This is a genomic window from uncultured Demequina sp. (genome assembly GCF_913055775.1).
Taxonomy (GTDB): Bacteria; Actinomycetota; Actinomycetes; order Actinomycetales; family Demequinaceae; genus Demequina.
This window is the reverse complement of sequence record NZ_CAJXJX010000030.1, coordinates 1-24,004: the sequence shown is the minus strand read 5'-3', so window position 1 is coordinate 24,004 and position 24,004 is coordinate 1. Positions and strand designations below refer to the sequence as shown.

25 protein-coding genes are annotated in these 24,004 nt (G+C 70.9%); 5 read left to right on the top strand and 20 right to left on the bottom strand.

Annotation, left to right across the window (positions count from 1 at the left end):
* The 4 genes from QZ483_RS04680 to QZ483_RS04665 form a co-directional block, all read left to right on the top strand.
* A partial coding sequence (locus QZ483_RS04680; RefSeq protein WP_297081826.1) for a GNAT family N-acetyltransferase occupies positions 1–505 on the top strand: 505 nt, incomplete at its 5' end.
* Positions 493–1,098 (top strand): GNAT family N-acetyltransferase, encoded by a 606-nt coding sequence (locus QZ483_RS04675; RefSeq protein ID WP_297081825.1) that lies wholly within the window; start codon positions 493–495, stop codon positions 1,096–1,098. The genes QZ483_RS04680 and QZ483_RS04675, both read left to right, overlap by 13 nt.
* Before the next feature lie 60 nt (positions 1,099–1,158).
* On the top strand, positions 1,159–1,845 hold the full coding sequence (locus QZ483_RS04670; protein ID WP_297081824.1) for an AzlC family ABC transporter permease: 687 nt from the start codon (positions 1,159–1,161) through the stop codon (positions 1,843–1,845).
* Positions 1,842–2,165, top strand: a complete 324-nt coding sequence (locus QZ483_RS04665) for an AzlD domain-containing protein (RefSeq protein ID WP_297081823.1) — start codon at positions 1,842–1,844, stop codon at positions 2,163–2,165. Before QZ483_RS04670 ends, QZ483_RS04665 begins: the two co-directional genes overlap by 4 nt.
* Before the next feature lie 4 nt (positions 2,166–2,169).
* On the opposite strand, the gene QZ483_RS04660 is transcribed toward QZ483_RS04665, so the two are convergent.
* A complete protein-coding gene (locus tag QZ483_RS04660; protein WP_297081822.1) occupies positions 2,170–2,937 on the bottom strand; it encodes a ZIP family metal transporter in 768 nt (255 codons plus the stop codon).
* Positions 2,938–2,991: 54 nt separating this feature from the next.
* Here QZ483_RS04660 and QZ483_RS04655 point away from each other — a divergent pair, with 54 nt between their 5' ends.
* Positions 2,992–3,486 carry a GNAT family N-acetyltransferase gene (locus QZ483_RS04655; protein WP_297081821.1) on the top strand — a complete coding sequence of 165 codons (495 nt, stop codon included), beginning with the start codon at positions 2,992–2,994 and terminating at the stop codon, positions 3,484–3,486.
* A 57-nt stretch (positions 3,487–3,543) separates the two neighbouring features.
* Here the strand turns inward: QZ483_RS04655 and QZ483_RS04650 are convergent, their stop codons facing one another.
* From QZ483_RS04650 to infB, 19 genes are all read right to left on the bottom strand, one after another.
* A complete protein-coding gene (locus QZ483_RS04650) occupies positions 3,544–4,014 on the bottom strand; it encodes a hypothetical protein (RefSeq protein ID WP_297081820.1) in 471 nt (156 codons plus the stop codon).
* A 6-nt stretch (positions 4,015–4,020) separates the two neighbouring features.
* Positions 4,021–4,764 (bottom strand): 4-hydroxy-tetrahydrodipicolinate reductase, encoded by a 744-nt coding sequence (gene dapB / locus QZ483_RS04645; RefSeq protein ID WP_297081819.1) that lies wholly within the window; start codon positions 4,762–4,764, stop codon positions 4,021–4,023.
* 41 nt (positions 4,765–4,805) lie between these two features.
* The gene (locus tag QZ483_RS04640) at positions 4,806–6,785 is read right to left on the bottom strand and encodes an efflux RND transporter periplasmic adaptor subunit (RefSeq protein ID WP_297081818.1); all 1,980 of its coding nucleotides are present in this window, start codon (positions 6,783–6,785) and stop codon (positions 4,806–4,808) included.
* Entirely contained in the window at positions 6,785–7,768 is a 984-nt protein-coding gene (locus tag QZ483_RS04635; RefSeq protein ID WP_297081817.1) for a hypothetical protein, read from the bottom strand. The genes QZ483_RS04640 and QZ483_RS04635 overlap by 1 nt, the downstream gene beginning before the upstream one ends.
* A 50-nt stretch (positions 7,769–7,818) precedes the next feature.
* Entirely contained in the window at positions 7,819–9,051 is a 1,233-nt protein-coding gene (locus tag QZ483_RS04630; protein ID WP_297081816.1) for an ABC transporter permease, read from the bottom strand.
* A complete protein-coding gene (locus QZ483_RS04625; protein WP_297081815.1) occupies positions 9,048–9,788 on the bottom strand; it encodes an ABC transporter ATP-binding protein in 741 nt (246 codons plus the stop codon). The genes QZ483_RS04630 and QZ483_RS04625 overlap by 4 nt, the downstream gene beginning before the upstream one ends.
* Before the next feature lie 54 nt (positions 9,789–9,842).
* The gene (locus QZ483_RS04620) at positions 9,843–11,096 is read right to left on the bottom strand and encodes an efflux RND transporter periplasmic adaptor subunit (RefSeq protein WP_297081814.1); all 1,254 of its coding nucleotides are present in this window, start codon (positions 11,094–11,096) and stop codon (positions 9,843–9,845) included.
* 140 nt (positions 11,097–11,236) lie between these two features.
* On the bottom strand, positions 11,237–12,556 hold the full coding sequence (locus tag QZ483_RS04615; RefSeq protein WP_297081813.1) for a pitrilysin family protein: 1,320 nt from the start codon (positions 12,554–12,556) through the stop codon (positions 11,237–11,239).
* A gap of 416 nt (positions 12,557–12,972) precedes the next feature.
* Entirely contained in the window at positions 12,973–15,180 is a 2,208-nt protein-coding gene (locus QZ483_RS04610) for a polyribonucleotide nucleotidyltransferase (protein ID WP_297081812.1), read from the bottom strand.
* Positions 15,181–15,509: 329 nt separating this feature from the next.
* The gene (gene rpsO, locus QZ483_RS04605; protein WP_297081811.1) at positions 15,510–15,779 is read right to left on the bottom strand and encodes a 30S ribosomal protein S15; all 270 of its coding nucleotides are present in this window, start codon (positions 15,777–15,779) and stop codon (positions 15,510–15,512) included.
* A 169-nt stretch (positions 15,780–15,948) separates the two neighbouring features.
* Complete coding sequence (locus QZ483_RS04600; protein WP_297081810.1) at positions 15,949–16,788, bottom strand: glutamate ABC transporter substrate-binding protein; 840 nt, start codon at positions 16,786–16,788, stop codon at positions 15,949–15,951.
* A gap of 76 nt (positions 16,789–16,864) precedes the next feature.
* Complete coding sequence (locus QZ483_RS04595) at positions 16,865–17,791, bottom strand: amino acid ABC transporter permease (protein ID WP_297081809.1); 927 nt, start codon at positions 17,789–17,791, stop codon at positions 16,865–16,867.
* Positions 17,788–18,441, bottom strand: coding sequence for an amino acid ABC transporter permease (locus QZ483_RS04590; RefSeq protein WP_297081808.1), 654 nt, complete (start codon positions 18,439–18,441; stop codon positions 17,788–17,790). Before QZ483_RS04590 ends, QZ483_RS04595 begins: the two co-directional genes overlap by 4 nt.
* Positions 18,442–18,510: 69 nt before the next feature.
* Complete coding sequence (locus QZ483_RS04585) at positions 18,511–19,380, bottom strand: glutamate ABC transporter substrate-binding protein (protein WP_297081807.1); 870 nt, start codon at positions 19,378–19,380, stop codon at positions 18,511–18,513.
* Between the two features lie 49 nt (positions 19,381–19,429).
* Positions 19,430–20,158 (bottom strand): amino acid ABC transporter ATP-binding protein, encoded by a 729-nt coding sequence (locus tag QZ483_RS04580; RefSeq protein WP_297081827.1) that lies wholly within the window; start codon positions 20,156–20,158, stop codon positions 19,430–19,432.
* 84 nt (positions 20,159–20,242) lie between these two features.
* Positions 20,243–21,217 carry a bifunctional riboflavin kinase/FAD synthetase gene (locus QZ483_RS04575; RefSeq protein WP_297081806.1) on the bottom strand — a complete coding sequence of 325 codons (975 nt, stop codon included), beginning with the start codon at positions 21,215–21,217 and terminating at the stop codon, positions 20,243–20,245.
* Between the two features lie 8 nt (positions 21,218–21,225).
* Complete coding sequence (truB, locus tag QZ483_RS04570) at positions 21,226–22,176, bottom strand: tRNA pseudouridine(55) synthase TruB (RefSeq protein ID WP_297081805.1); 951 nt, start codon at positions 22,174–22,176, stop codon at positions 21,226–21,228.
* Positions 22,160–22,600 (bottom strand): 30S ribosome-binding factor RbfA, encoded by a 441-nt coding sequence (gene rbfA, locus QZ483_RS04565; protein WP_297081804.1) that lies wholly within the window; start codon positions 22,598–22,600, stop codon positions 22,160–22,162. The genes truB and rbfA overlap by 17 nt, the downstream gene beginning before the upstream one ends.
* Positions 22,601–22,602: 2 nt before the next feature.
* Positions 22,603–24,004, bottom strand: a 1,402-nt coding sequence (gene infB, locus QZ483_RS04560; protein ID WP_297081803.1) for a translation initiation factor IF-2, incomplete at its 5' end; no start/stop codon positions are given.

Sequence of the window (24,004 nt, the reverse complement as noted above, 5' to 3'; positions counted from 1 at the left end):
GTTCGAGCCGCAGTCCGTGGAGCAGCGGCGCGCATGGATCGCGGACGTCAACGCCAAGTGGGACGCCGGAACGGACTACACGATGGGCATCTTCCTGCGCGGCGACGCGGAGGGTCGAACAGAGTTCATCGGCGGCACGGGCTTCCACACCCGCCGGGACCCTGATCGCCTCGCCGTGGGCTACTGGATCGATGCGAGGCACGAGGGTCGCGGCCTCGTCACCGAGACCTCCGCCGCGCTCACCCGCGTCGCGCTCGAACTCGCCGAAGCGGACATCGCCGACATCTCGCACGCTCCGAGCAACGAGCGCAGCGCATCGGTTCCCGCTCGCCTCGGGTACGTGCGACAGGGCTTCTCCGGCGAGGAATGCTTCGACGACGGCGAGACGCTCGAGGCCGTGACCTGGTTCGCGACCCGCGAGCAGCTGCGGCACGAGCCACTGGCGTCCGTGCCGCGGCCGCGCGTGTTCGACGAGCACGACGAGGAGCTGCCATGGCCGGCGTAGGCCCCGGGTCCGGAGCCGGGCCGGTCACGGGAGTGCCCAGCCGCATCGAGACGCGGCGCCTGATCCTGCGCGCCTTCCGCGCCGAGGACGCCGAGAACTTCGACGCGCTGGTCATGTCGAGCCTCGACCACCTGACGCCGTGGGAGCCGTGGGCCGCCGAGGAGCCGCACCCTCTCGAGAAGCGGCGCCGCGACCTCGCCGACCTGGGAGACCAGCTCCGCGCGGGCACCGCGGCGCACTACGTGATCGAGATGCCGAACTGCGGGATGCTGCTGGGCAGCGCCGCACTGGTCCCCGGCGCGACACCCGAACGCGTCGAGGTGGGCTACTGGCTCGGCGCGTCGCACACGGGGCAGGGCTACGCGACCGAAGCTGTCGTGGCGCTCACCCATGTCGCCCTCGGCACGCTCGGGCTGCCGCAGGTCGAGTTGTGGGCCGATGAGGCCAACGAGGCGTCGAACGCTGTCGCCCGCCGCGCCGGTTACCGCTTCGAGTCCACGCAGCCCTCGTACCGGGACCACGGCGGGCCCGCGCCGCTCATGCACGTGTGGATCGCGGACCGCGACTGGCCCGGCCTCACGCAGACCGGATAGTCGCGCGCAGGCGCCACACCACCCGCCCGCGGCACCACGCACGCCTGCCAGGATGACTCCATGCCCCGCCTCGACGCCGTCCGCCAGCAGGCGCTGTCCGTGGCAATCGCGACCGGCGCGTACGCGATCAGCTTCGGCGCCCTCGCGGTCGCCGCGGGGCTCGACCTGTGGCAGACCATGGCGCTCAGTCTGCTGGTCTTCACCGGCGGCTCGCAGTTCGCGTTCGTGGGCGTGATCGCCGCCGGAGGCTCTCCCGCCGCGGCAGTCACCACCAGCACCCTGCTGGGCCTGCGCAACGGCTTCTACGGAGCGAGCCTCGCGCCGGTCCTGAGGCCGATGCGCGGCGCACACAGGCTCTGGGCTTCCCAGGTCACGATCGACGAATCGACGGCGGTCGCTCTCGCCCAGCCGGCGGACGACCTCGCCGCGCGCAGGGCCGGGTTCTGGTGGACGGGCGTCGGCGTGTTCGTGCTGTGGAACGCGCTCACCGTCGTGGGAGCGCTGCTGGGCTCGCGCATCGGCGACCCGGCGCAGTGGGGTCTCGACGCCGCCGCGGCTGCCGCATTCCTCGGCCTGCTGTGGCCCCGCCTGGCGAGCCGGGCTGCGCAGGCCGTCGCCGCCGCATCGGCCGTGCTCGCCCTCGCGCTGACGCCACTGCTCCCCGCTGGGCTGCCCATCCTCGCGGCCGCCGTGGTCGCGGTCGCCGCCGGGTGGCGGGGCCGGCGCGCCGAGGAGGTGCCCGCATGAGCGCCTACGCCGTCGCCTGGATCGCGATCCTCGCCTCCGCCGCTCTCGCGTTCGGGGCCAAGCTCGCCGGGCACACCGTTCCCGAGTCGTGGCTCGCGCACCCCCGGGTGCACCGCATCGCGGGCTTCATCAGCGTCGCGCTCCTCGCGGCTCTGTTCTCCGTGCAGGCCTTCACGTCCGGCTCGTCCCTGGTGCTCGATGCGCGCGCCGCCGCCGTCGCGGTCGCGGCAGTGCTGCTGTGGCGGCGAGCGCCATTCATCGTGGTGGTCGCCGCGGCCGCGCTCGTGGCCGCAGGGCTACGACTGCTCGGCTGGGGCTGAGCGCCTACCCCGCCTCCCCGAGCACAAACGCGACCAGGAAGCCCGCGGTCGCGAGCAGCCCCGTCGCCCAGTGCTCCTCCTCGAACGCCTCGGGGATCATGGCGTTGCACACCATCGCCAGCAGCGCCCCCGCCGCGATCGACTGGATGATCGCGATCGTCGATCCCGGCGCGTCCTGCAGGAACAGCACCGCGACAACGGTCGCAAGCACCGCGATCGCGGTGATGGCTCCCCACAGCCCGAACACGAAGCCCGCTCCCCGGCCCGACCGCTTGAGGGGGGCGGTCCCGGCGAGGCCCTCGGGAATGTTGCTCAGGCCGATCGCGGCGACGATCGCGACGGGGAAGCCTCCGGACGCCGCCGCGAGGCCGATCACGATGGCCTCGGGCACGCCGTCGAGCAGCGCACCCACCGCGATGGGCGCTCCACCGCCGGGGGTGTCGCCACCGCGCTTCGCTGTCGCGTTGCGCGAGCCCGACGGCTCGATGGTGGGGTGGCGCCTCGCCGCCGCGAGGCGCGAGACCAGGGCGTCACCGCCCACATACAGCAGTGCTCCACCGGCGAAGCCGGCCACCACGGGCACCACTCCCCCGGCTTCGCTCGCCTCCGTGACGAGCTCGAGGGCCAGCGTCGCGATCAGCACGCCGGCACCGAAGGCCATGACGCCCGCCACGGTGCGCCGGGGCACGTCCCAGAGCCAGGCGATCGCCGCGCCGAGCAGCAGGGCGCCGATTCCCACGAGCGCTGCGACAGCCGCGGTCAGCACGGTCATGTCGCCAGGCTAGCCAGTGCAGCGGGTGCGCGGGCGGCACGTAGGCTGGTCAGCATGCCCATCGCCGATGTCTCCGCCCGCCCTGCCGTCCCCGGGGACGAGGAGGCGATCGCTGACATCCAGCTCGCCGCGTGGCGCGGCGTCCTGGGGGCCGATGCGGTGGCCGGGATTCCGCGACAGGAGGTCCTGGGCACGTGGGCGGCGGCGATTCAGGCGCCGCCGTCGCGCGAGCATCGCGTGTTCGTCGCGACCGACGGGCCTCATGTGGTGGGCTTCGCCGCGATGGCCTCGGCCGGGGAGATCGTGGCGCTCGAGGTCGCACCCGAGCACCGGCGCGCGGGCCACGGTTCGCGGCTGCTGGCGGCGTGCGTCGACACCCTGAGGCTCGCGGGCGGCACGACGCTGCGCGCCTGGGCGCTCGAGGGAGACGAGGCGCGCGAGGCTTTCCTCACGGGTGCGGGGCTGGGCGAGGGCGGCGTGCGCCGCGGCATGGAGGGCCCCGATGGGGAGCTCGCCGAGCGGATGTTCCGCGCCGAGCTAGGCGCCTGAGCCGAAGCCGCTGAACGCCGCCCGGGCTCACTGCCGCGTCGATACCGTGGCGGCGCGCTACTGCAGGCGCTGCGCCTTGCGCTCCGCGCGATACAACTGCGCCGCGTGGCGCATCGACTTGCGCGCCATCGACCGGTCGCGGTTGGCCTCGTACGCGTGCGACACGTGGAACCAGGCCGACCAGTCGTCGGGGCTCGCGTCGGCCGTGCGCCTCGCGGTCTCGAAGATGGCCTCCGCCGATTCCTCGGAGAGTGCGCCTGACGCAGAGCGCTCGCCGTCGTGGATCGGGAGCCGACCCTCGCGGTCGAGCTGGTCGGCCATGCGCTGCACCGTGATGCCCAGCTTCCACTCGTGGTAGAGCCACCACACCCCGACCATCGGCAGCACGAGGAGGGCCGCACCCAGGCCCTTGGCCTCCAGCGCATCGGCCCGCAGGAAGGCGAACGCGAAGTCCGCGACGAACACGAAGTACACGGCCACGATGACCGTGAGAGCGACGGCCGCGAGGAAGGCCGGATTCCGGAACACGCCCATCTATAGCGACAGGTACTGGTCGAGGCCCACGGTGAGGCCGGGGCGGCCGGCGACCTGGCGCACGCCCAGCAGGACTCCGGGCATGAACGAGACCCGGTCGAAGCTGTCGGTGCGGATCGTGAAGGCCTCGCCGGCGTTGCCGAACAGCACCTCCTCGTGCGCGACCAGGCCACGAAGCCGGACCGCGTGGACGTGCACGCCGTCGACAGTGGCGCCGCGAGCGCCGTCGGGGTCGTGAGTCGTGGCGTCGGGGCTGAGCGGCAGCCCTGCCTTGGCGCGCGCGTCCGCGATGCCGCGTGCGGTGTGCAGCGCGGTGCCCGAGGGCGCGTCGACCTTGTTGGGGTGGTGAAGCTCCACCACCTCGGCGGACTCGAAGTACGGCGCCGCGGCTGCGGCGAAGCGCATCGCGAGCACCGCGCCGATCGCGAAGTTCGGGGCGATCAGGACGCCCAGCTCGGGGCGCTCCCGCAAGTGCTCGTCGACCCGGGCGAGTGCCTCCGCGGTCCAGCCCGTCGTGCCGACCACCGCGTGGATGCCGGCGTCGATGAGCGCGTGGACGTTGGCCTCGGTGACGTCCGGAACCGTGAAGTCGACCGCGACCTCGGCACCCGCTCGCGCCGCGGCCGCAATGTCGTCGCCAGCATCGAGCGCGGCGACCACCTCGAGGTCCTCGGCGCCGCCGACGGCCTCGACCACCTGGGTCCCCATGCGCCCGGCGGCGCCCAGCACTGCGACGTTGATCATGCGACCACTCTACGGGTGCTGGGGCGCCGCTCAGACGTGCTCTAGGCTCCCGGGCCGGCCGCGCCTCCGCCGAAGCCCCCGCCGCCGGGCTGCATGCCGCCACCGGGGCCCTGGAAGCCCTCGTCCTCGGACTCGCCGTCCTCGTTCAGGCCGGACAGCAGCCCGCCGGAGGACTCCTCCTCGTCGGACGTGATCTCCTGATTCAGGTCAGCGAGCACCACCTCGTCGCCGAGCTCCAGGCCCGAGACGATCTCCGTGTAGGTCGCGCCGATCGCTCCGGTCTGGACCTGCACCGCAGCGGCGGTGCCGTCCTCGCCCACGACCTGGACCGTGGCGTCGCCCGCCGCATCGGCCACCGCGGACGTCGGCACCACCGTGACGCCGGTCGATGCCGCGACGGTGATCTGCATCCGCGTCGCGGCTCCGATCCGGATGTCGAATCCGGGGTCCGGCACGGCGACCGTCACGGCGTAGGACTGCGACCACGCGTTGCCCGAGTTGACGGCGCTCACGCTCGACACGGAGCCCTCCACCACGTCGCCGGACGACGTCAGCGTGAGGGCGGCGGGCTGACCCACCGCGAGCAGCTGAACCTCGGTGAGGCTCACCGCCAGGGTGACGAGGTACGAGTTGTCGGCGACGATCGTGATCACGGCCTCGGTGTCGCCCGCGCTCACCGTGTCGTCGACGGCGAGACCCACGGCGACCACCTCGCCCGCGACCGGTGCGCTCAGCTGCGCGTGCTCGAGCTCCTGCTCGGCCACTGCCAGCGCGGCCTCTGCCGCGGTGATCTCCGCCTTGTCGGCAAGGATGTCCGCCGCCGTGGGCACGCTGTCCTCGACGCCCGCTCCGGCGCCGCCAGTGGCCGCGCCGGACCCACCGCTCGACGAGTCCGGGCCCTGAGCGCTCCCGCCCGAGGGCTGGTCGGAGGACGACTGGTCGCCGAATGACTGGTCGCCGGACGACTGGCCTCCCGCGCCGCCGTCCGCTCCGTCGGACTCTGGTCCCGCCGAGCCCAGGTCGCCGGAGCCGTCGCCACCGGATCCCGTGCCTCCCGAGTCGGGGGTCGTGGAGTCGCCGTCCGAGCCGTCCGACCCATCCGAGCCGGCTGCCGCGGCATCCGCGAGTGCCTGCTGGTACGCGGCGACCGCCTCATCGACGGCGGTCGCAAGGTCCATGAGCACGGCCTGGCCGGCAATCGAGGACGCGGATGCCTCGAGAGCCGCCTCGGTCGCCACCTGGCATGCCTCGAGAGCCGCTGCGAGGTCCGTCGCGGACGTGTCGCCGGTCCCCGACTCACCCGCGTCCTCCGCATCCCCGGTGCCGGCGTCCTCGGCGGCATCAGCGCCCGCCGCCGCCTCCGTGAACGCGGCACAGATGGTCTGGGCGTCCGTCGACGCCTGGTCGGCCTGGGCCAGCAGAGCCTGCGCGACGTCGTACTGCGTGAGCAGCGCCTCCTGGGCCGCCACGAGCGCCGCGCGGGCCTCCTCGACGGCATCCGTGGCGTCCGATGCGTCCGCGGTGACCGCCGACGCAGAGGACTCGCCCGTGTACACCGCGGCGACCACGAGCGTCGTCGTGGTCGTCTCCTCCGTCGAGTACGCCACGGTCGACGCGTTCGACGACGAGCTGCTCGATGTCTGCGCCTCGAGATCGTCGGCGAGCGTCTCCTCGGCATCCGCGAGGGCCTCCTCCGCCTGCGCGACGGCGTCCTCGAGGTCGCTCGTGTCCAGAGTCGCGAGCAGGTCCCCGGCGGCGACGGCGTCGCCCACCTCGACCTCCACCGACTCGACGGTGCCGCCCACCTGGAACCCGGCGTCGAACCGGCTGGCGGACTCGATCGCGCCGGTCGCGGTCAGCGTCTGCGTGACGTCGCCGGTCGCGACCGTCGCCGTGCGGTACGCGGCCGACGAGGATGACGCTCCCGTGAGCGCGCTCGCTGCGACGATGCCGCCGATCGCGACCGGCACGACGGCCAGCCGCCACCCCCATCGACGCGCGAGCGTCGTGGCCGCGGCCATCACTCGTCGCTCTCGGTCATGGAGTCCAGGTCGCCGGCGTCACCAGGGCCTCCCTCGCCGCCGAAGCCGCCCTGGCCGCCACGTCCCATGCCGCCGAAGCCGCCGACCGCGTAGCAGCCCTCGTCGCCAGCGCTCGACAGCGAGATCTCGGTCGCGTCGTAGCCGCCGGAGCCATCCTCCTCGCCTGCCGCGGTGAGGCACAGCCCCACCTGGACGTCGTCCGCGGTCGCGTCGACCGTGCCGGTGATGGTCGCGTCCTCGGCGAGCGCGACGACGGTCGTCTCGCCGTCAGCGTCCTCGACGGTCAGCTCGTCCGCGCCGACCGCCGTCACGGCGCCGGCGAGGATCTGGCCGAAGCCGCTTTCCGCGAAGCCGCCCTCGGGCATCTCGCCCTCGGGCATCTCGCCCCGGGGCATCTCCCCCTCGGGCATCTCCCCCTCCGGCATGGCGCCCTCCGGGCGCTCGCCGCCTTCCGGCAACTCGCCGCCTTCCGGCATCTCACCGCCAGGCATCTCACCCTCCGGCATCTGCCCGCCGAAGCCGCCGCCGAAGCCGAGCGAGCACGTGCCGTCCTCGTCCGCATCGGCCGTCGACACGGCGGTAGCGGTCTCATCGTCGCCGAGCGTCACCACCACGCACGTGCCCGCCTCGATGTCCTCGAGGGCGATCTCGACCTCCTGCGTGATCGCCGTGGCGTCCGTGAAGCGGACGGCGGTCTGCGAGTCGCCGTCCTGGACCTGCGCCACGCCGTCGGCGACGTAGGCGATCTCGCCGGTGATGCCGGACGGGCCGTCGAAGCCCTCGGGGGCCTGCGCGCCCTCCGCGCCGGCAGGGTCCTCGGCGGCGGCCGTGGTGTCGTCCACGGCGGCATCCTCGGTCTCTGCGGCCTCGCCCGCGGCGCATCCGGCCAGCAGACCGATGCCGCACAGGGCTGCGGCAAGGCGCACGGCGGCTCGCGTGCGGGTGGGGGTCGTGGTGCTCATGGTGGGGGTCCTCTCAGGATGAAGGGTCGGGGAAGCCGGGTCCGCGGCGGTCATTGGTCGCGCAGCGCGTCGATGGGAGCGAGGCGGGCGGCGCGGGCGGCCGGGTAGACGCCGAACACGGCGCCGATCCCGACGGCCACGACCACGGACACCACGAGCGCGAGGCCCGAGATCACGATCGTGGAGCCGAGCACGCTGGGCAGCGCGAGCGCGAGGCCGACGCCGATGATCACGCCCACGGCGCCGCCGCTGAGGCCCAGGATCATCGCCTCGATCAGGAACTGGTTGCGGATGTTCGCGGGGGCGGCGCCGAGCGCCTTGCGCAGGCCGATCTCACGCGTGCGCTCGGTGACGGAGACCAGCATGATGTTCATCACGCCGATGCCGCCGACGAGCAGCGCGAGTGCCGCGATGCCGGTGAGCAGCACCGTGAGCTTCTCGTACACGGAGGTCGCCGCGTCGATGAGCGAGTCCTGCACGTCGATCGTGAAGTCCGCGTCGTCGACGCTGGCGATGCCGTGCAGGTTGAGCAGCAGCGCCTGCGCCTCCTGCGAGGCCGCACTCAGCGCATCGGCGTCCGTCGCCTTGATGTAGATGGTCTGCACGGCCTCGCTCGCGCCCGAGCTGTCGAGGCTCTCGACCATGGTGGTCATGGGCACGACCGCGAGGTCGTCGAGCGACGTGTCGCCGGAGGATCCGGCCTCCGCCAGGACGCCGATGACCTCGTATTGCGTCCCGTCGATGGTGACGTCCTGACCCACGACCGCGGTCGACCCGAAGAGCTCCTCGGCGGTCTCCGCGCCCAGCACGATGACGTCCGCCGCGGCGGTCACGTCGTCGTCGGTGAAGAAGCTGCCGTACATCAGCTCGCGAGACCGCACGTCGACCCAGCTCACGGAGGTGCCGGTCGCGGTCGTGGTCCAGTTGCTCTCGCCGTACTCGAGCGACACGCTCGCGGTCTTCTCTGCGGCCACGGCTGCGGCGTCGGGGACGGCGATCTCCGATGCGAGCGCGTCCGCATCAGCCAGGGTCAGGGTCTCCGCGCTGCCGAAGCCGCCGCGCATGCCCGAGTCGTCGGTCGACGAGCCCGGGGACACGATCAGCAGGTCGGAGCCCAGCGACGCGATCTGGTCGCTGACGTCCTTCTGCGTGCCGAGCCCCAGCCCCACCGTCAGCACCACGGAGGCGATGCCCACGACGATGCCGAGCATGGTGAGCGCGGAGCGCATCTTGTGGGTGCGGATCGCACTCCACGAGCTGCCGAGCAGGTCTGCGGGCCTCACTTGGCGATCTCCGTTCCCGCACCGACGAACTGGCCGTCGGTCACGTTGTAGACGGTGCCGGCACGCGCAGCCACGTCGGACTCGTGGGTGATGAGGACGATGGTCGCGCCCTCCGCGTGGAGGTCGTCGATCATGCCCAGGACGTCAGCCGTCGAGTGAGAATCGAGGTTGCCCGTGGGCTCGTCGGCGAGCACGATCGCCGGCTCGGTGACGAGCGCGCGGGCGATCGCGACGCGCTGCTGCTGGCCCCCCGAGAGCTGGCCCGGGTGGTTGCGCGCCTTGTCGGCGAGTCCCACCCGGTCGAGCGCGCGCAGCGCCCGCTCGCGCCTCTCCGCCGGCGCGACGCCGGCGTACACGAGCGGCAGCTCGACGTTGCCGAGCGCGGTGAGGCTCGCGAGCAGGTGGAACTGCTGGAACACGAAGCCGATGCGGCGATTGCGTGCGGAGGCGAGCGCCACCTCATCCATGGTCGAGACGTCCTCGCCCGCCAGCACGTACTGGCCGGAGGTGAGCACGTCGAGGCACCCGAGGATGTTCATCAGGGTCGACTTGCCGGAGCCGGAGGGGCCCACGATCGCGACGTACTCGCCCGGGTAGATGCGGCAGTCGATGCCGCGCAGGGCCTCGAACTCGATGTCGCCGGTGTGATAGGTCTTCCGGGCGCCCGTGAGGGAGATCACGGGCTCGGGCATGGTCGGCACGGACATGGTCGTCTCGGTGCTGAGGGTGGAGGTCATGAGGGTCCTTGTCGTTCAGGAGCCGGCAGGCTGGTCAGGGTCGGAGCCGGGGCGTCAGTTGCCGGGCGCCTGGCCGCCGCCGGGCATCTCGCCGCCGAAGCCGCCACCCCCGCCGCCGGGGAACTCGCCGCCGGGGAACTCACCACCCTGCATGAAGTCCTCGAAGTCGCCGGTTCCCGAGCCCTCCGCCGCGGTCACGACCGTGACCTCGAGCTGCTCGCCCTCGGTCAGCCCGTCGATGATCTCGGTGTAGCTGCCGATAGTCTCGCCTGTCGTGACCTCGCGCTCCTCGGTGGCGCCCGCATCGTCGACGACCGTGACGGTCGACACCTCATCCGCGGTGGTGATGGCGTTGGTCGGGACCGCGAGCACGTCCGTGCGGCGCAGCGTCACGATCGAGGCCTCGACCGAGGTGCCCTCGTACAGCCCCTCGACGGTGCCGGTGACGAGGAGGTCGACCGCGTAGGTCGCGCTGCCTCCGGTGGTCGTGGGCAGGTTCGCGATCTCGGTGACGACGCCGAAGAACTCGCCGTCGTAGTCGTCTGCGGTGAAGGTGACCTGGTCCCCTTCGGCGATCTGCGCGACCTCGGCCTCGCTCAGGCTCACCGCGACCGTCCATTCGTCCTCGCCCACGATGGTGACCCCGCTGGACGTGGTCGTGGTGCCGCCCGCGCCCGCATCGGCGCCGGCGGAGCCGCCCGAGCCCGAGGACACGACGTCGCCCACCGCGTACGGCTGTGCAGTGACGAGTCCGCCGATGTCCGCGACGAGCACGGCGTCGTCCATGGCCTCCTCGGCGTCCGCCACTGACTCCTCGAGCACCTCGACGCGAGCCTCGGCGGACGCGATCTGCGCGTCGGAGGTGTCCGAGCCGTCGGCGTCGTCCTCGAGGTTGGACAGCGTGGCCTCCGCCTGCGCGAGCTCGGACTCCGCAGAGCGCAGCGCCGCCGTGAGCTGCAGCGTGTCGATCTCGGCGATCGGGTCGCCCTCGGCGACGGTGTCGCCCGCCTCGACGTAGACGTCGGTGACGGTCCCCGCGGCCTCGAACGCGAGCGCGGAGCTGGACACCGCGGCGAGCGTGCCGGAGACCGAGACGGACTCCTCGAGCGTCTCGAGGCCGACGGTCAGGGTCTGCGTACCGCCCTCACCGGCGCCCGGGGCGCCCTGGGCGAGGACCTCGCCTGCGGGGTCGGCGCTCGGGCCCCAGAGGATCATCCCGCCCACGCCGAGGCTGGCCCCGGCGACGAGGGCGATCGCAGGAGTGCCCCACGCGCGAAGGCGCGAGGGCCGAGAAGTGGAGTCGGGCATCGTCCGTCCTGTCCATCGAGAACTGCTGTCGCGATGAGGCTATGGACGGATTCTGGGAGAACGCTGGGAAACGGCTGGGACTTCTCCCGGCCGATGCGCGGGCGGGTGTCGCAGCGACGTCCCGGGCTCGGGCGAGCCGGCTACGCGGCCGGGCCGACTCGGACGCTGACGCGCTCGCGAGAGGCGAGCTCGGCGGCCAGCCCGACGACCTCATCGGCGGTCACGGCACGCACCTGATCGAGCGATTCGCCGATGGACCACAGCTCGCCGAACACCAGCTCGGCCTTGCCCAGCCTCGACATGCGCGAGTAGCTGTCCTCGAGCCTCAGCACCGTGGTGCCGGCGATCTGGCCCTTCGCCTTGTCGAGCTCCTCGTCCGTCACCCCTGACGCGAGGCGCTCGAGCTCGGCGCCGAGCAGTCGCTCGACCTCGGCGGCGTTGGCCGGGTTGCACGCGGCGTACATGCCCCAGATCCCCGTCTCCGCGCTCGGCGCGCCGAACGAGTACACCGCATACGTGAGGCCGCGCTTCTCGCGGATCTCCTGGAACAGCCGCGACGACATCCCGCCGCCCAGGATCGCGTTCATCACGGCCAGCGTCGAGCGCCGCTCGTCGGTGGCGCGGTACCCCCGCGTGCCGAGCATCACGTGCGCCTGCTCCAGATCGCGGGCGATCCTCACCTCGGGCAGCACCGCCGCGTCGAGCGCGGCCAAGGGGTCGCGGCGCCCGACCGGCGCCCTCTCCCCCGTGAGGTCCCAGCCGCCGGCGGCCAGCGCATCGGCCACCAGTGCGCACACCGTCTCGTGGTGCACGTTGCCCGCCGCCGTCACGATCAGGCCCGCCGGGCCGTAGTGCTCGCGATAGTGCTCCCAGACCGCATCCCTGGTCACCGAGCGGATGATGTCCGGGGTGCCGCCGATGGGCCTGCCCAGCGGGTGTCCGTTCAGCACCGCCTCGGTGAAGCGCTCGTGCGCGACGTCGCCGGGGTCGTCCTCCGCCATCGCGAGCTCCTCGAGGATCACGCCGCGTTCCATGTCGAAATCGGCCTGATCGAGGGTCGCCGAGGTCACCATGTCGAGGATCACGTCCACCGCGAGAGGCAGATCGGTGTCGATGGTGCGCGCGTAGTAGCAGGTGTACTCCTTGCCGGTCATCGCGTTGGACTCCCCGCCCACGCGGTCGAAGGCCTCGGCGATGTCAAGCGCGCTGCGCCGCCGCGTGCCCTTGAACAGCAGGTGCTCGAGGAAGTGGGTCGAGCCGGCGTGCTCGGGCGTCTCGTCGCGGCTGCCCACGCCCACCCAGGCCCCGAACGTGGCGGAGCGCATCCCGGGGATGTGCTCGGTGAGCACGCGCACCCCGCCGGGCAGTACCGAGCGCTGGATGACTGCGCCGGCGTCCTGCTCGACGGTGAGGTGCGCACCGATCGCGGACGCGGGAACCAGCGGAAGAGCGTGAGGCATGCCTGCGAGCCTAACCCGGCGCGCCCGGGCTCGTACGCCACCCGGCAGCCGTGCCGGAGAGCGGCGGTGCATCCACGGATCCGGCCACGCACCTCCGACCCGCGCGGGAGACGCACGACCGATGCACCAACCTGACCACCGAACTCCGACGGCCGATGCGCGGCTCCCCGCACCCGCACGCGACCCGGCCACCGCATCGGCCCTGCGCCCCCAGCGCGTACCGGTCCCACGTATGAATCCGGAGATCGTACGTGGAACCGCGCACGCGCGGGCCGATCTCACGCAAGCCCCGCCCGTGGATGCGTGAGAACGGCCCGGCCGGAGACGGCTCTCCTGCCCGGACATGCCACGAGGGCGGCCCCAGCGCCGGAATCCTCCAGCGCCAGGACCGCCCTCGTGAGCGTCAGGTCAGGCGATTACTCGCCGGCCTCGGCAGACTCCTCGGACTTGTCCTCGACGACGCCCAGCGACAGCTTGCCGCGCGGGTCGACCTCGTTGATCTCGACCTGGATCTTCTGACCGACGGACAGGACGTCCTCGACGTTCTCGACGCGCTTGCCGCCCACCAGCTTGCGGATCTGCGAGATGTGGAGCAGACCGTCCTTGCCGGGCGAGAGCGAGATGAACGCGCCGAACGCGACCGTCTTGACGACGGTGCCCACGAAGCGCTCGCCCACCTCGGGCACGTGCGGGTTGGCGATCGCGTTGATCGCGGTCCGCGCGGCCTCGGCCGACTCGCCGTTGTCGGCGCCAATAAATACCGTGCCGTCGTCCTCGATCGAGATGTCGGCGCCGGTGTCGTCCTGGATCTGGTTGATCATCTTGCCCTTGGGGCCAATGACCTCGCCGATCTTGTCCACGGGCACGCGCACGGTGATGATGCGCGGAGCCGTGGGGCTCATCTCGTCGGGCTCGGAGATGGCCTGCTCCATGACGCCCAGGATGTGCAGACGCGCGTCCTTGGCCTGGCCCAGCGCACCGGCGAGCACCGAGGCGGGGATGCCGTCGAGCTTGGTGTCGAGCTGGATAGCGGTGACGAACTCGGAGGTTCCGGCGACCTTGAAGTCCATGTCGCCGAACGCGTCCTCCGCGCCCAGGATGTCGGTCAGCGCCGCGTAGCGGGTCTCGCCGTCGACGGTGTCGGACACGAGGCCCATCGCGATGCCGGCGACGGGGGCCTTGAGCGGCACGCCCGCGTTGAGCATGGCGAGCGTCGAGGCGCACACCGAGCCCATCGAGGTCGAGCCGTTCGAGCCCAGCGCCTCGGACACCTGGCGGATCGCGTACGGGAAGTCCTCACGCGACGGCAGCACCGGCACCAGGGCACGCTCGGCGAGCGCACCGTGGCCGATCTCGCGGCGCTTCGGGGAGCCCACGCGACCGGTCTCGCCCGTGGAGAAGGGCGGGAAGTTGTAGTGGTGCATGTAGCGCTTCTTCGTCTCCGGGTTGAAGGAGTCGATCTGCTGCTCCATCTTGAGCATGTTGAGCGTGGTGATGCCCATGATCTGGGTCTCGCCGCGCTCGAAGATCGCGGAGCCGTGCACGCGCGGGATGGGGCCGACCTCTGCCGAGAGCGGGCGGATGTCCGCCAGCCCACGACCGTCGATGCGGACGCCGTCCTTGAGGATGCGCTGACGGATGGTCTGCTTGGTCACCGAGCGGATCGCAGCGGACACCTCCTTCTCGCGGCCCTCGAACTGCCCGGCGAAGTGCTCGAGAGCGCCCGCCTTGATCTCGTCGAGACGGTTCTCGCGGGTCTGCTTGTCCGCGATCTGCAGCGCCTCGGTGAGGTCGCCGGCCACGTGCGGCTCGACGGCGGCGAAGACGTCGTCCTCGTAGTCGAGGAAGCGCGGGAACTCGACGGTCTCCTTGGCTGCCTTGTCGGCCAGCTCCTGCTGGGCGACGCACAGCGCGCGGATGAAGGGCTTGGCGGCCTCGAGGCCCTCGGCCACGACCTCCTCGGTGGGCGCCTGGGCACCCTCCGAGACGAGCGTGAAGGCGTCGTCCGTGGCCTCGGCCTCGACCATCATGATCGCGACGTCGTCACCGACGATGCGGCCGGCGACGACCATGTCGAACACCGCGCGCTCCTTGTCGGAGTACTTGGGGAAGCACACCCACTGGCCGTCGACGAGCGCGATGCGCACGCCGCCGATGGGGCCGGAGAACGGCAGGCCGGACAGCTGCGTCGACATGGACGCGGCGTTGATCGCGAGCGTGTCGTAGGCGTCGTCCGGGTGGATCGCGAGGACGTCGATGACGACCTGGACCTCGTTGCGCAGGCCCGACACGAAGGACGGGCGCAGCGGGCGGTCGATCAGACGGCAGGTGAGGATCGCGTCGGTCGAGGGACGGCCCTCGCGACGGAAGAACGAGCCGGGGATCTTGCCGGCGGCGTACGAACGCTCCTCGACGTCCACCGTCAGGGGGAAGAAGTCGAAGCCCTCGCGGGGGTGCTTGCCGGCCGTGGTGGCGGACAGCAGCATCGTCTCGCCATCGAGGTAGGCCGCGGCGGAACCGGCGGCCTGCTTGGCCAGGCGGCCGGTCTCGAAGCGGACGGTGCGGGTGCCGAACGAACCATTGTCGATGGTCGCCTCGGCGAACTGAATCTCGGGTCCTTCCATGTGGAAGTCGCTCCGTTTCTTTCGGAGCAGGCCAGGCCGAACTCAAGGGGCGTCAGATGCCTCACTGATCGTCAGTCGACATGCTCAGAATCGCGCGCCTCAAGACTTGAGGGGATTCTGCCCATCTCCACCGAGGATCAGCGTCCAGCTGGCCTGCCAGGTGTATGAAGTTGGGCGCCGCCATGAAAGGCGGGCCACATCAATGCTACCAGTGAGGGCCGATGCGGGCGTCGGGTTCCGCTGTCGGCGAGTCCTGGTGGGGAAAGCGAAAGGCCCGGCCGCTCCACCTCGATCGAGGGAGCAGCCGGGCCGAGCGCACCGGGCGCGTCTTAGCGACGCAGGCCCAGGCGCTCAATCAGCGAGCGGTAACGCTCGATGTCGACACGCTGGAGGTAGTTCAGCAGGTTGCGGCGCTGACCGACCAGCAGGAGGAGGCCACGACGCGAGTGGTGGTCGTGCTTGTGCTCCTTGAGGTGCTCGGTGAGGTCGGTGATGCGCTGCGTGAGGAGCGCGACCTGAACCTCGGGCGAACCGGTGTCACCCTCCGACGTGGCGTACTCGGTCATGATGGACTTCTTGGTGGCTGCGTCAAGAGGCACGGCTCACTCCTTCTTGTCTCGTTGCGCGGCGCACCCGGGCATGTTCTCCGGGGCACTGGGATCCGCGGCCGTTTCACGGCGACGGTCAATCATACAGGACGCGCGGGCCGGAGCGCCACGCTGTCTCGGGACGCCTTCGCGCGACGCTCGCCGGCCCGCGGAGCCGACGTCAGTAGCGGTCGAGGTGCGGCCGCTGGGGGTCGGGAAGCACCGATCCCGCGGTGTCGTCCCACGCGGCCTTCCAGCGCCCGTCCTCGATCGCGGCGTCGAGAACGTCGTTGATCCACTCGCGGAACTCGTCGTCGCCGTGAGCGATGCCCACGCCGTAGGGCTCGGAGGTGAAGTTGCCGCCCACGAGGCGGAAGGCTCCGTCGGACTCTGCGGCATAGCCCGCGAGGATCACGTCATCCGTGGTGACCACGTCGACGATGCCCTCGCTCAGGGCGTCCACGCACGAGCTGTAGTCGGGATAGAGCGCGAGGTTGGCCTCGGGGGCGAGGCTCTGCACCGTCCTCGAGGCGGTCGATCCCGCGACCGAGCAGACCTGCTTGCCCGCGAGGTCGGCGACGGACGCGATGCTCGCGTCGTCGGTCCGCGACAGCAGCGACTGGCCCGCGACGTAGTACGGACCGGAGAACGCCACCGTCTCCTTGCGCTCGCTCGACATCGTGTAGGTGGCGACGATGATGTCCACCTCACCACCGGCGAGCATGGACTCGCGCTCGCCGGAGACCGCCTCGACCCAGGCGATGCCGTCCTCGGTGACGCCCAGCTCGGTTGCGATGATCCGCGCGATCTCCGTGTCGAACCCCTGGGGCACGCCCGCAGCGTCGATCTCGCCGAAGAGCGGCTGGTCGTACTTCACCCCCACCGTGATGGTCTCGGCATCGCTGATGCGCGCCATGGTGGAACCGGCGGGGAACTCTTCGCTCGAGCACCCGGCGAGCACAGCGCTCAGCACCGCGATGCCCAGCGCAGCCAGCACCCGGCTCCGGATCGTCGACCTCATGCGACCCCTCTCCCTCGGGCACGACAGTAGCGAAGTCGGGCCAGCGCGGACAGGGGCGCGCGGGAAGGCTCGTGACTCAGGGCCCGGGGACTCCACCCGTGCCGCGGCCCGTGTTCGCCGTGTAGCGCGCCGCCTCGGCACCGCCCTCAGGCATCGGATCGCCGCCGTCGTTCTTCTTCGCAGCGCCAGGCGACCGGCGCATCCGGCCCTCGAGCCACACCGCGAGCCGCGAGACCGCGACGTTGATGAGGATGTAGGTGAGCGCACCCACGAGGAACAGCGGGATCAGGTACCGATCGCCAAAGAAGTCGCGGTTGAGCTTGACGACGCGGAGCAGCTCGTCGTACGCCACGATGTAGCCCAGCGCGGTGTCCTTGAGCAGCACCACCATCTGGCTGATGAGCGCGGGCAGCATGATCCGGACCGCCTGCGGCAGCTCGATCAGCAACGTGGTGCGCATCATCGACAGGCCGATGCTGAGTCCGGCCTCGCGTTGCCCCTTGGGCAGCGCCGCGAGCCCCGCGCGGAGGATCTCCGCGACCACGGCGGCGTTGTAGACCACCAGGCCGAACACCACCGACCACAGCGGCGACCAGCCGAAGAAGAGCTTCGCGAGGAACATCAGCATCAGCACCGGCAAGCCGCGCGCGAGCTCCGTCACGACGGCCGACGAGCCAGTCACGAGACGCCTGCGGGCACCGCGGCGAACGATCGCGACGGTCGCGCCGATCGCGAGCGCGATGGGCGCGGCGATGGCCGCAGCCTTGAGCGTGTTCCCCACGCCTCGCGCCAACGACATCCACACGTCGCCCGCGGTCTGGTTCTTGGGCGGGTCCCACAGGACCTCCCAGCGATCGTCGAAGATCCCGCGCTCGTACCAGGCGTAGATGATCCACGCCGCGATGGCGATGAAGACCGCGGTGAAGACCACGTTGAGGATGGCGTCCAGGCGCTTCGCGCGGGGTCCCGGCGCGTCGTAGAGGACGGATGCTTCTGCACTCATCGCGCGAACGCCACCTTCCGCTCGACCTGCCCGGCGAGAACGCCGAGCGGGATGGTGATGATCAGGTACATCAGCGCGATGCCGAAGAAGATCCACAGCCCGTCAGTGGGGTTGGACGTCATGAGCGTGCGCTGCACGGTGACCAGCTCGACGTAGGCGAATCCCGCCGCGACCGAGGTGTTCTTGGTCAGCGCGATCAGCACGGAGATCAGCGGCGGAATGGCGGTGCGCCAGGCCTGGGGAAGCACCACCTGGCTGAGGGACTGGCCGAACGTGAGGCCGATGCTGCGGGCCGCCTCGGCCTGGCCGATGCCCACGGAGTTCACGCCTGAGCGCAGCGCCTCGCACACGAAAGAACTCGTGTACAGGGTGAGGGCAGTGACCGCCGGCCAGAACCCCAGCGACGGGAACAGCAGCCCGATCGACGGCGCCACGAACACCCAGAAGAAGAACATCAGCGTCAGCGGGGTGTTGCGGACCACCTCGACGTACAGCGTGCCGAACGTGCGCAGCGGGCCCACCGGCGAGACGCGCATCGTCGCGAGCACGGTGCCCAGGATCAGGGCGAGCACTCCCGACACGGCCGTGAGCGACACCGTGCCGAGGAAACCACCCCACACGGCGCCGAACTCCTCGATGAACGTGTCCATGCTCTCCCCTGCTGAACGGTGTCACCGCGATTGCGGCCCCTCCGGTGGGAGGGGCCGCAATGCGATGGGTCAGCCGACCTCGTAGCGGTCGACGCTGGGAGCCTCGGGCTCCGGGAGGACCGTGCCTGCGGTCGCGTTCCACGCGTCGAGCCAGCGGCCGTCGTCGAAGATCTCCTCGAGAACGTCGTTGATCCACTCGCGGAACTCGTCGTCCTCGCGGGTCAGGCCGATGCCGTAGGGCTCCTCGGTGAAGGGCTCGCCCACCACCTGGAACTCGCCGTCGGACTCCGCGACGTAGCCGGCGAGGATGACGTTGTCAGTGGTGACCACGTCGACCTGTCCGTTCCGCAGCGGCTCGAGGCAGTCGGTGTAGGCGTCGAACAGCGACAGCTCAGCATCCGGGTAGTTGTCCATGATGTTCTGAGCGGGCGTCGAACCGGTCACCGAGCACACGTTCTTGCCGGCGAGGTCGTCGGGCGACTCGATGTCCGTGGTCTCCGTCAGCGTCATGAGCGCCTGACCAGCGTTGTAGTACGGGCCGGCGAAGCTGATGAGCTCCTTGCGGTCATCGTTGATCGTGTACGTCGCGACCACGATGTCGACGGTGCCGTCCTGGATGAAGGGCTCGCGGTTCGCGGAGACGGTCTCGACCCACTCGATGCTGCCCTCGTCGATGCCGAGCTCGGACGCGATGATCTTGCCGATCTCGACGTCGAAGCCCTCCGGGTCTCCGCTCGGGGCGAGCAGGCCGAACAGCGGCTGGTCGAACTTGGTGCCGATGGTGATCGATCCAGCCTCGGCGAGCGCCGCCATGGTCGAGCCCTCGGGGAAGTCTCCTGCCGAGACGTCCTCGCCTCCGCCGTCGTCTCCCGACGAGCACGCCGCGAGAGCGATCGCCGCGGCCGCGCCCAGCGCTGCCACCTTGGTCTTCGTGAACATGTTCTCTCCTCTCCTTGGCCCTCAGGGGTGGTGAGGGCCCTCTCCGCACTCAGTGCGTCAAGATCTTCGACAGGAAGTCCTTGGCCCTGTCCGACTGGGGGTTCGTGAAGAATTCCTCGGGCGTCGCCTCCTCATGGATGCGGCCGTCGGCCATGAACACCACTCGATTCGCGGCCTTGCGCGCGAACCCCATTTCGTGGGTGACCACGATCATCGTCATGCCCTCCTGCGCCAGCGTGGTCATGACGTCGAGGACCTCGTTGATCATCTCGGGGTCCAGCGCCGAGGTGGGCTCGTCGAACAGCATCACCTTGGGCTTCATCGCGAGCGAGCGAGCGATCGCGACGCGCTGCTGCTGGCCTCCCGAGAGCGCTGCGGGGTACTTGTCGGCCTGATTGGCCACCCCGACCCGCTCGAGCAGCGCCATGGCCTCGTCGCGCGCCTGAGCCTTCGGCGTCTTGCGCACCTTGATGGGGCCGAGCGTGACGTTCTCGAGGATGGTCTTGTGCGCGAAGAGGTTGAACGACTGGAACACCATGCCCACGTCCGAGCGGAGCATCGCGAGCGGCTTGCCCTCCTCCGGCAGCGCGACGCCGTCGATCGAGATGGTCCCGGTGTCGATGGTCTCGAGCCGGTTGATGGCGCGGCACAGGGTCGACTTTCCCGAGCCGGAGGGGCCGATGACGATGACCACCTCGCCGCGCGCGACGGACAGATTGATGTCGTTCAGGACGTGCAGGTCACCGAAGTGCTTGTTGACCTGATCGAGCACGACCAGCGGTCCGTTACCAGCACCGACGTCCGGCGAGGAAAGTGCGTCCATTCCCCGACAATAGCCGGATTCGTGCGCGAGTAGTCCGTTTTAATCGAGTTGTAACACGTCGCGGCACCACGCCACGTCAGCGTTCAGCGCCTCGATGAGCGCGTCGAGCGATCCGAAGTCGAGCATAGGCCTGCGCCACTGGACGAGGTCCAGCGAGACCTCCGCGCCGTACAGGTCGATCCCCTCGCGGTCGATCGCGAACCCCTCGATGCGCAGACCCTCGACGCCCACGGTGTAGTTGAAGCCGATCGATATGGCGGTGTCCATCGGCTGCCCGACCAGTGCGGCGGCGCGCTCATTGTCGCGTGCGTCGAGCACGGTCATGCGACCCGCGAAGACCCCGTGTCGCGGGATCATCCCGGCCGTCGGCTCAAGGTTGGCCGTGGGAAAGCCGATCTGCCGCCCGAGCTTGTCCCCGTCGACCACGATGCCCCGCACGCGATGCGGGCGTCCCAGCACGTCGGCGGCGTCGAGCATGCGACCGTCCTCGAGGAGCTCGCGCACCCACGTCGAGGACCAGCGCCGGCCCGACTCCGAGACGGCGCACGCGTCATCGACGACCGTGGTCTCGAAGCCCATCGCGGTCCCGAGGGCCTGCATCGTGGCGACATCCCCGGCGTTGCCCCTCCCGAACTTGGTGTCCGCACCGATCACGACCTCGCGCGCCCCGAGCCCGTCGACGAGCCAGCGCCGCACGAACTCCTGCGGCGTCTGCTGCGCGAACTCCAGGGTGTAGTCGACGACGATCGTGCCGGCGAGGCCCGTGGCCGCGAGACGGTCGAGCTTGTCGTGGAGGCCGGTGATCAGCTCCGGAGGGTGCTCGGGGTCGTGGACGGCTTTGGGGTGAGGCTCGAACGTCATCGCTACGGGCGCGAGCCCTGCCGCGCGGGCATCGTCGACCATGCGCGTGAGGACCGCCTGGTGCCCGCGGTGCACGCCGTCGAAGTTGCCGAGCGTCACCGCGGTGGGTCCGAGGTCCGCCGGCACGTCGGCGAGAGAACGCCAGATCTGCATGCCGCCCATCATGCCCCAGCGTTCGCGGGACGGAACACGACGGCCGGGCGCAGGCCGCCCTTGCCTCGCTGCACCACGGCGACCAGGTCTCCGTCCTCCGCGAGCGCCGCGACGGGCCCCTCGGGGAGGCCCGATGCGGTGGCCGGCTCGATCGCCTGGCCGTACCCGAGCGCGGTGGCCTCGCGGTCGGTGAGCTGGAACGACGGCAGGACGGCCGATGCGGCCTCGCCCAGGGGGACGCGCGGCACCTCTCCGCCGGCGTCGACGAGCGCCCCGAGCTCGTCGAGAGTCACGGCGTCGTCGAGGGTCAGACCGCCCACCCGGGTACGCCGCAGCGCCGTCAGGTGGCCGCCGACGCTCGCTCCGTCGACGGCGAGAGCGGCGCCGAGGTCGCGCGCGAGCGCGCGCACGTAGGTGCCCGAGGACACGGTGACGCGAACATCCAGGTCGACCCGCGCATCGGCCCTGCGCACGTCCAGCACGGCGAACTCGCTCACCGTGACCGGACGCGCGGCGAGCTCGACGGCCTCGCCGTCGCGCGCCCGCTTGTACGAGCGCACGCCGTCGACCTTGATCGCGCTGACGGAACTTGGCACCTGCTGGATGTCACCGGTGAGCTCGGCCACCGCATCGGCGATCGCCTCATCCGTGACCGACGAGGCGTCCACGGTGGCCGTGACCTCGCCCTCGGCGTCGTCCGTGACCGTCGACTCCCCGAGCCGAATGGTCGCGGTGTACTGCTTGTCGTGCCCGACGATGTAGGTGAGCAGCCGCGTGGCACGCCCGATGCCGATCACGAGCACGCCGGTGGCCATGGGGTCGAGCGTGCCCGCGTGGCCCACCTTGCGGGTGTGCGCGAGCCGCCGCATGCGGCCCACGACGTCGTGCGACGTCCAGCCGGCGGGCTTGTCGACGACCACGAGCCCGGGGACGGGCTCGGGCTTAGGCGTCCTCGCCATCGGACTCGTCCTTGTGGCGGTACGGGTCCTCGTCGCCGGCGTACGTGGCGTTCTCGCGCAGACGGCGCAGCTCCTCGTCGCGCTGCTGAGCCTCGTGCAGCGCCTTGTCCAGGCTCGCCGCGGTCTCCGGGACCGCGTCGAGGTGGAACTCGAGGGTGGGCGTGAGCCGGATGCCCAGCTCACGCCCCACGAGCGAGCGCAGGCGCCCCTTGGCCGAGGTGAGGGCGGCGGCCGTGGCCGCGCGCTCCTCCTCCCCGCCGTACACGGTGTAGAACACGGACGCCTGCTGCAGGTCGCCGGTGACGCGGACGTCGGTCACCGTGACGAACCCCAGACGAGGGTCCTTGATCTCCGTCTCCAGCGCGCGGGCCACCAGCTTCTTGATGGTGCCCGCGAGCCGCAGGGCGCGTGCGCTGTCCGCCATGACTACCTCGGAATCTCCACCATCTCGAACGTCTCGATGATGTCACCGACCTGGATGTCGTTGAACTTGCCCAGGCCGATGCCGCACTCGTAGCCGTCCTTGACCTCGGTGACGTCGTCCTTGAAGCGACGCAGGGTGTCGATCGTCGGCTCGCCGATGACGACGCCCTCGCGGACCACCTTCGCCTTGGCGTTGCGGGTGATCGTGCCGGTGCGCACGATGCAGCCCGCGATGTTGCCGAACTTGGACGAGCGGAAGATCTCCTGGATCTCCGCGCCACCGACCTGCTTCTCCTCGAACTCCGGCTTGAGCATGCCCTTGAGCGACGCCTCGACGTCCTCGATGGCCCGGTAGATGACCGAGTAGAAGCGCATGTCCACGCCCTCGCGGTCGGCGAGGTCCTGGACGCGCTCCGCAGGACGGACGTTGAAGCCCAGGATGATCGCGTTGTCGACCGTCGCCAGGTTCACGTCGTTCTGCGTCACGGCACCCACACCGCGGTGGATGATCCGCAGGTCGACCTCGTCGCCCACATCGATCTGGAGCAGCGCGTCCTCGAGCGCCTCGACGGCACCGGAGACGTCACCCTTGATGATGAGGTTGAGGGTGTCGACCTTGCCCTCCTCGATGGCCTTCGTGAAGTCCTCGAGGCTGATGCGCTTGCGACGCTTGGCGAGCTGAGCGGCTCGCTCGGCTGCCTCGCGCTTCTCCGCGATCTGGCGTGCGGTGCGGTCGTCCTCGGCCACCAGGAAGGTGTCGCCCGCGCCAGGCACGGACGTGAGGCCGATGACCAGGACCGGGCGAGCGGGCGTGGCCTCGTCGACCGGCTGGTCGTGCTCGTCGAACATCGCGCGCACACGGCCGTGGGCCGTGCCGGCGACGATCGAGTCGCCCACGCGCAGGGTTCCCGAGTTGACCAGGACGGTCGCGACGGCGCCGCGGCCCTTGTCGAGGTGCGCCTCGACGGCCACACCGCGCGCGTCCTTGTCCGGGTTCGCGCGCAGGTCCAGGCCCGCGTCTGCGGTCAGCAGCACGGCCTCGAGGAGGTCCTCGATGCCCTGGTTCTTGAGCGCGGAGACGTTGACGAACATCGTGTCGCCGCCCCACTCCTCGTCGACCAGGTTGTACTCGGTGAGCTGCTGGCGGATCTTGTCGGGGTTGGCCCCCTCCTTGTCCACCTTGTTGACCGCGACCACGATCGGCACGTTGGCCGCCTGGGCGTGGTTGAGCGCCTCGATGGTCTGCGGCATCACGCCGTCGTCCGCCGCGACCACGAGGATCGCGATGTCGGTGACCTGCGCACCACGGGCGCGCATGGCGGTGAACGCCTCGTGACCCGGGGTATCGATGAACGTGATGGCGCGCGTCTGGCCGTCGTGCTCGTGATGCACCTGGTACGCGCCG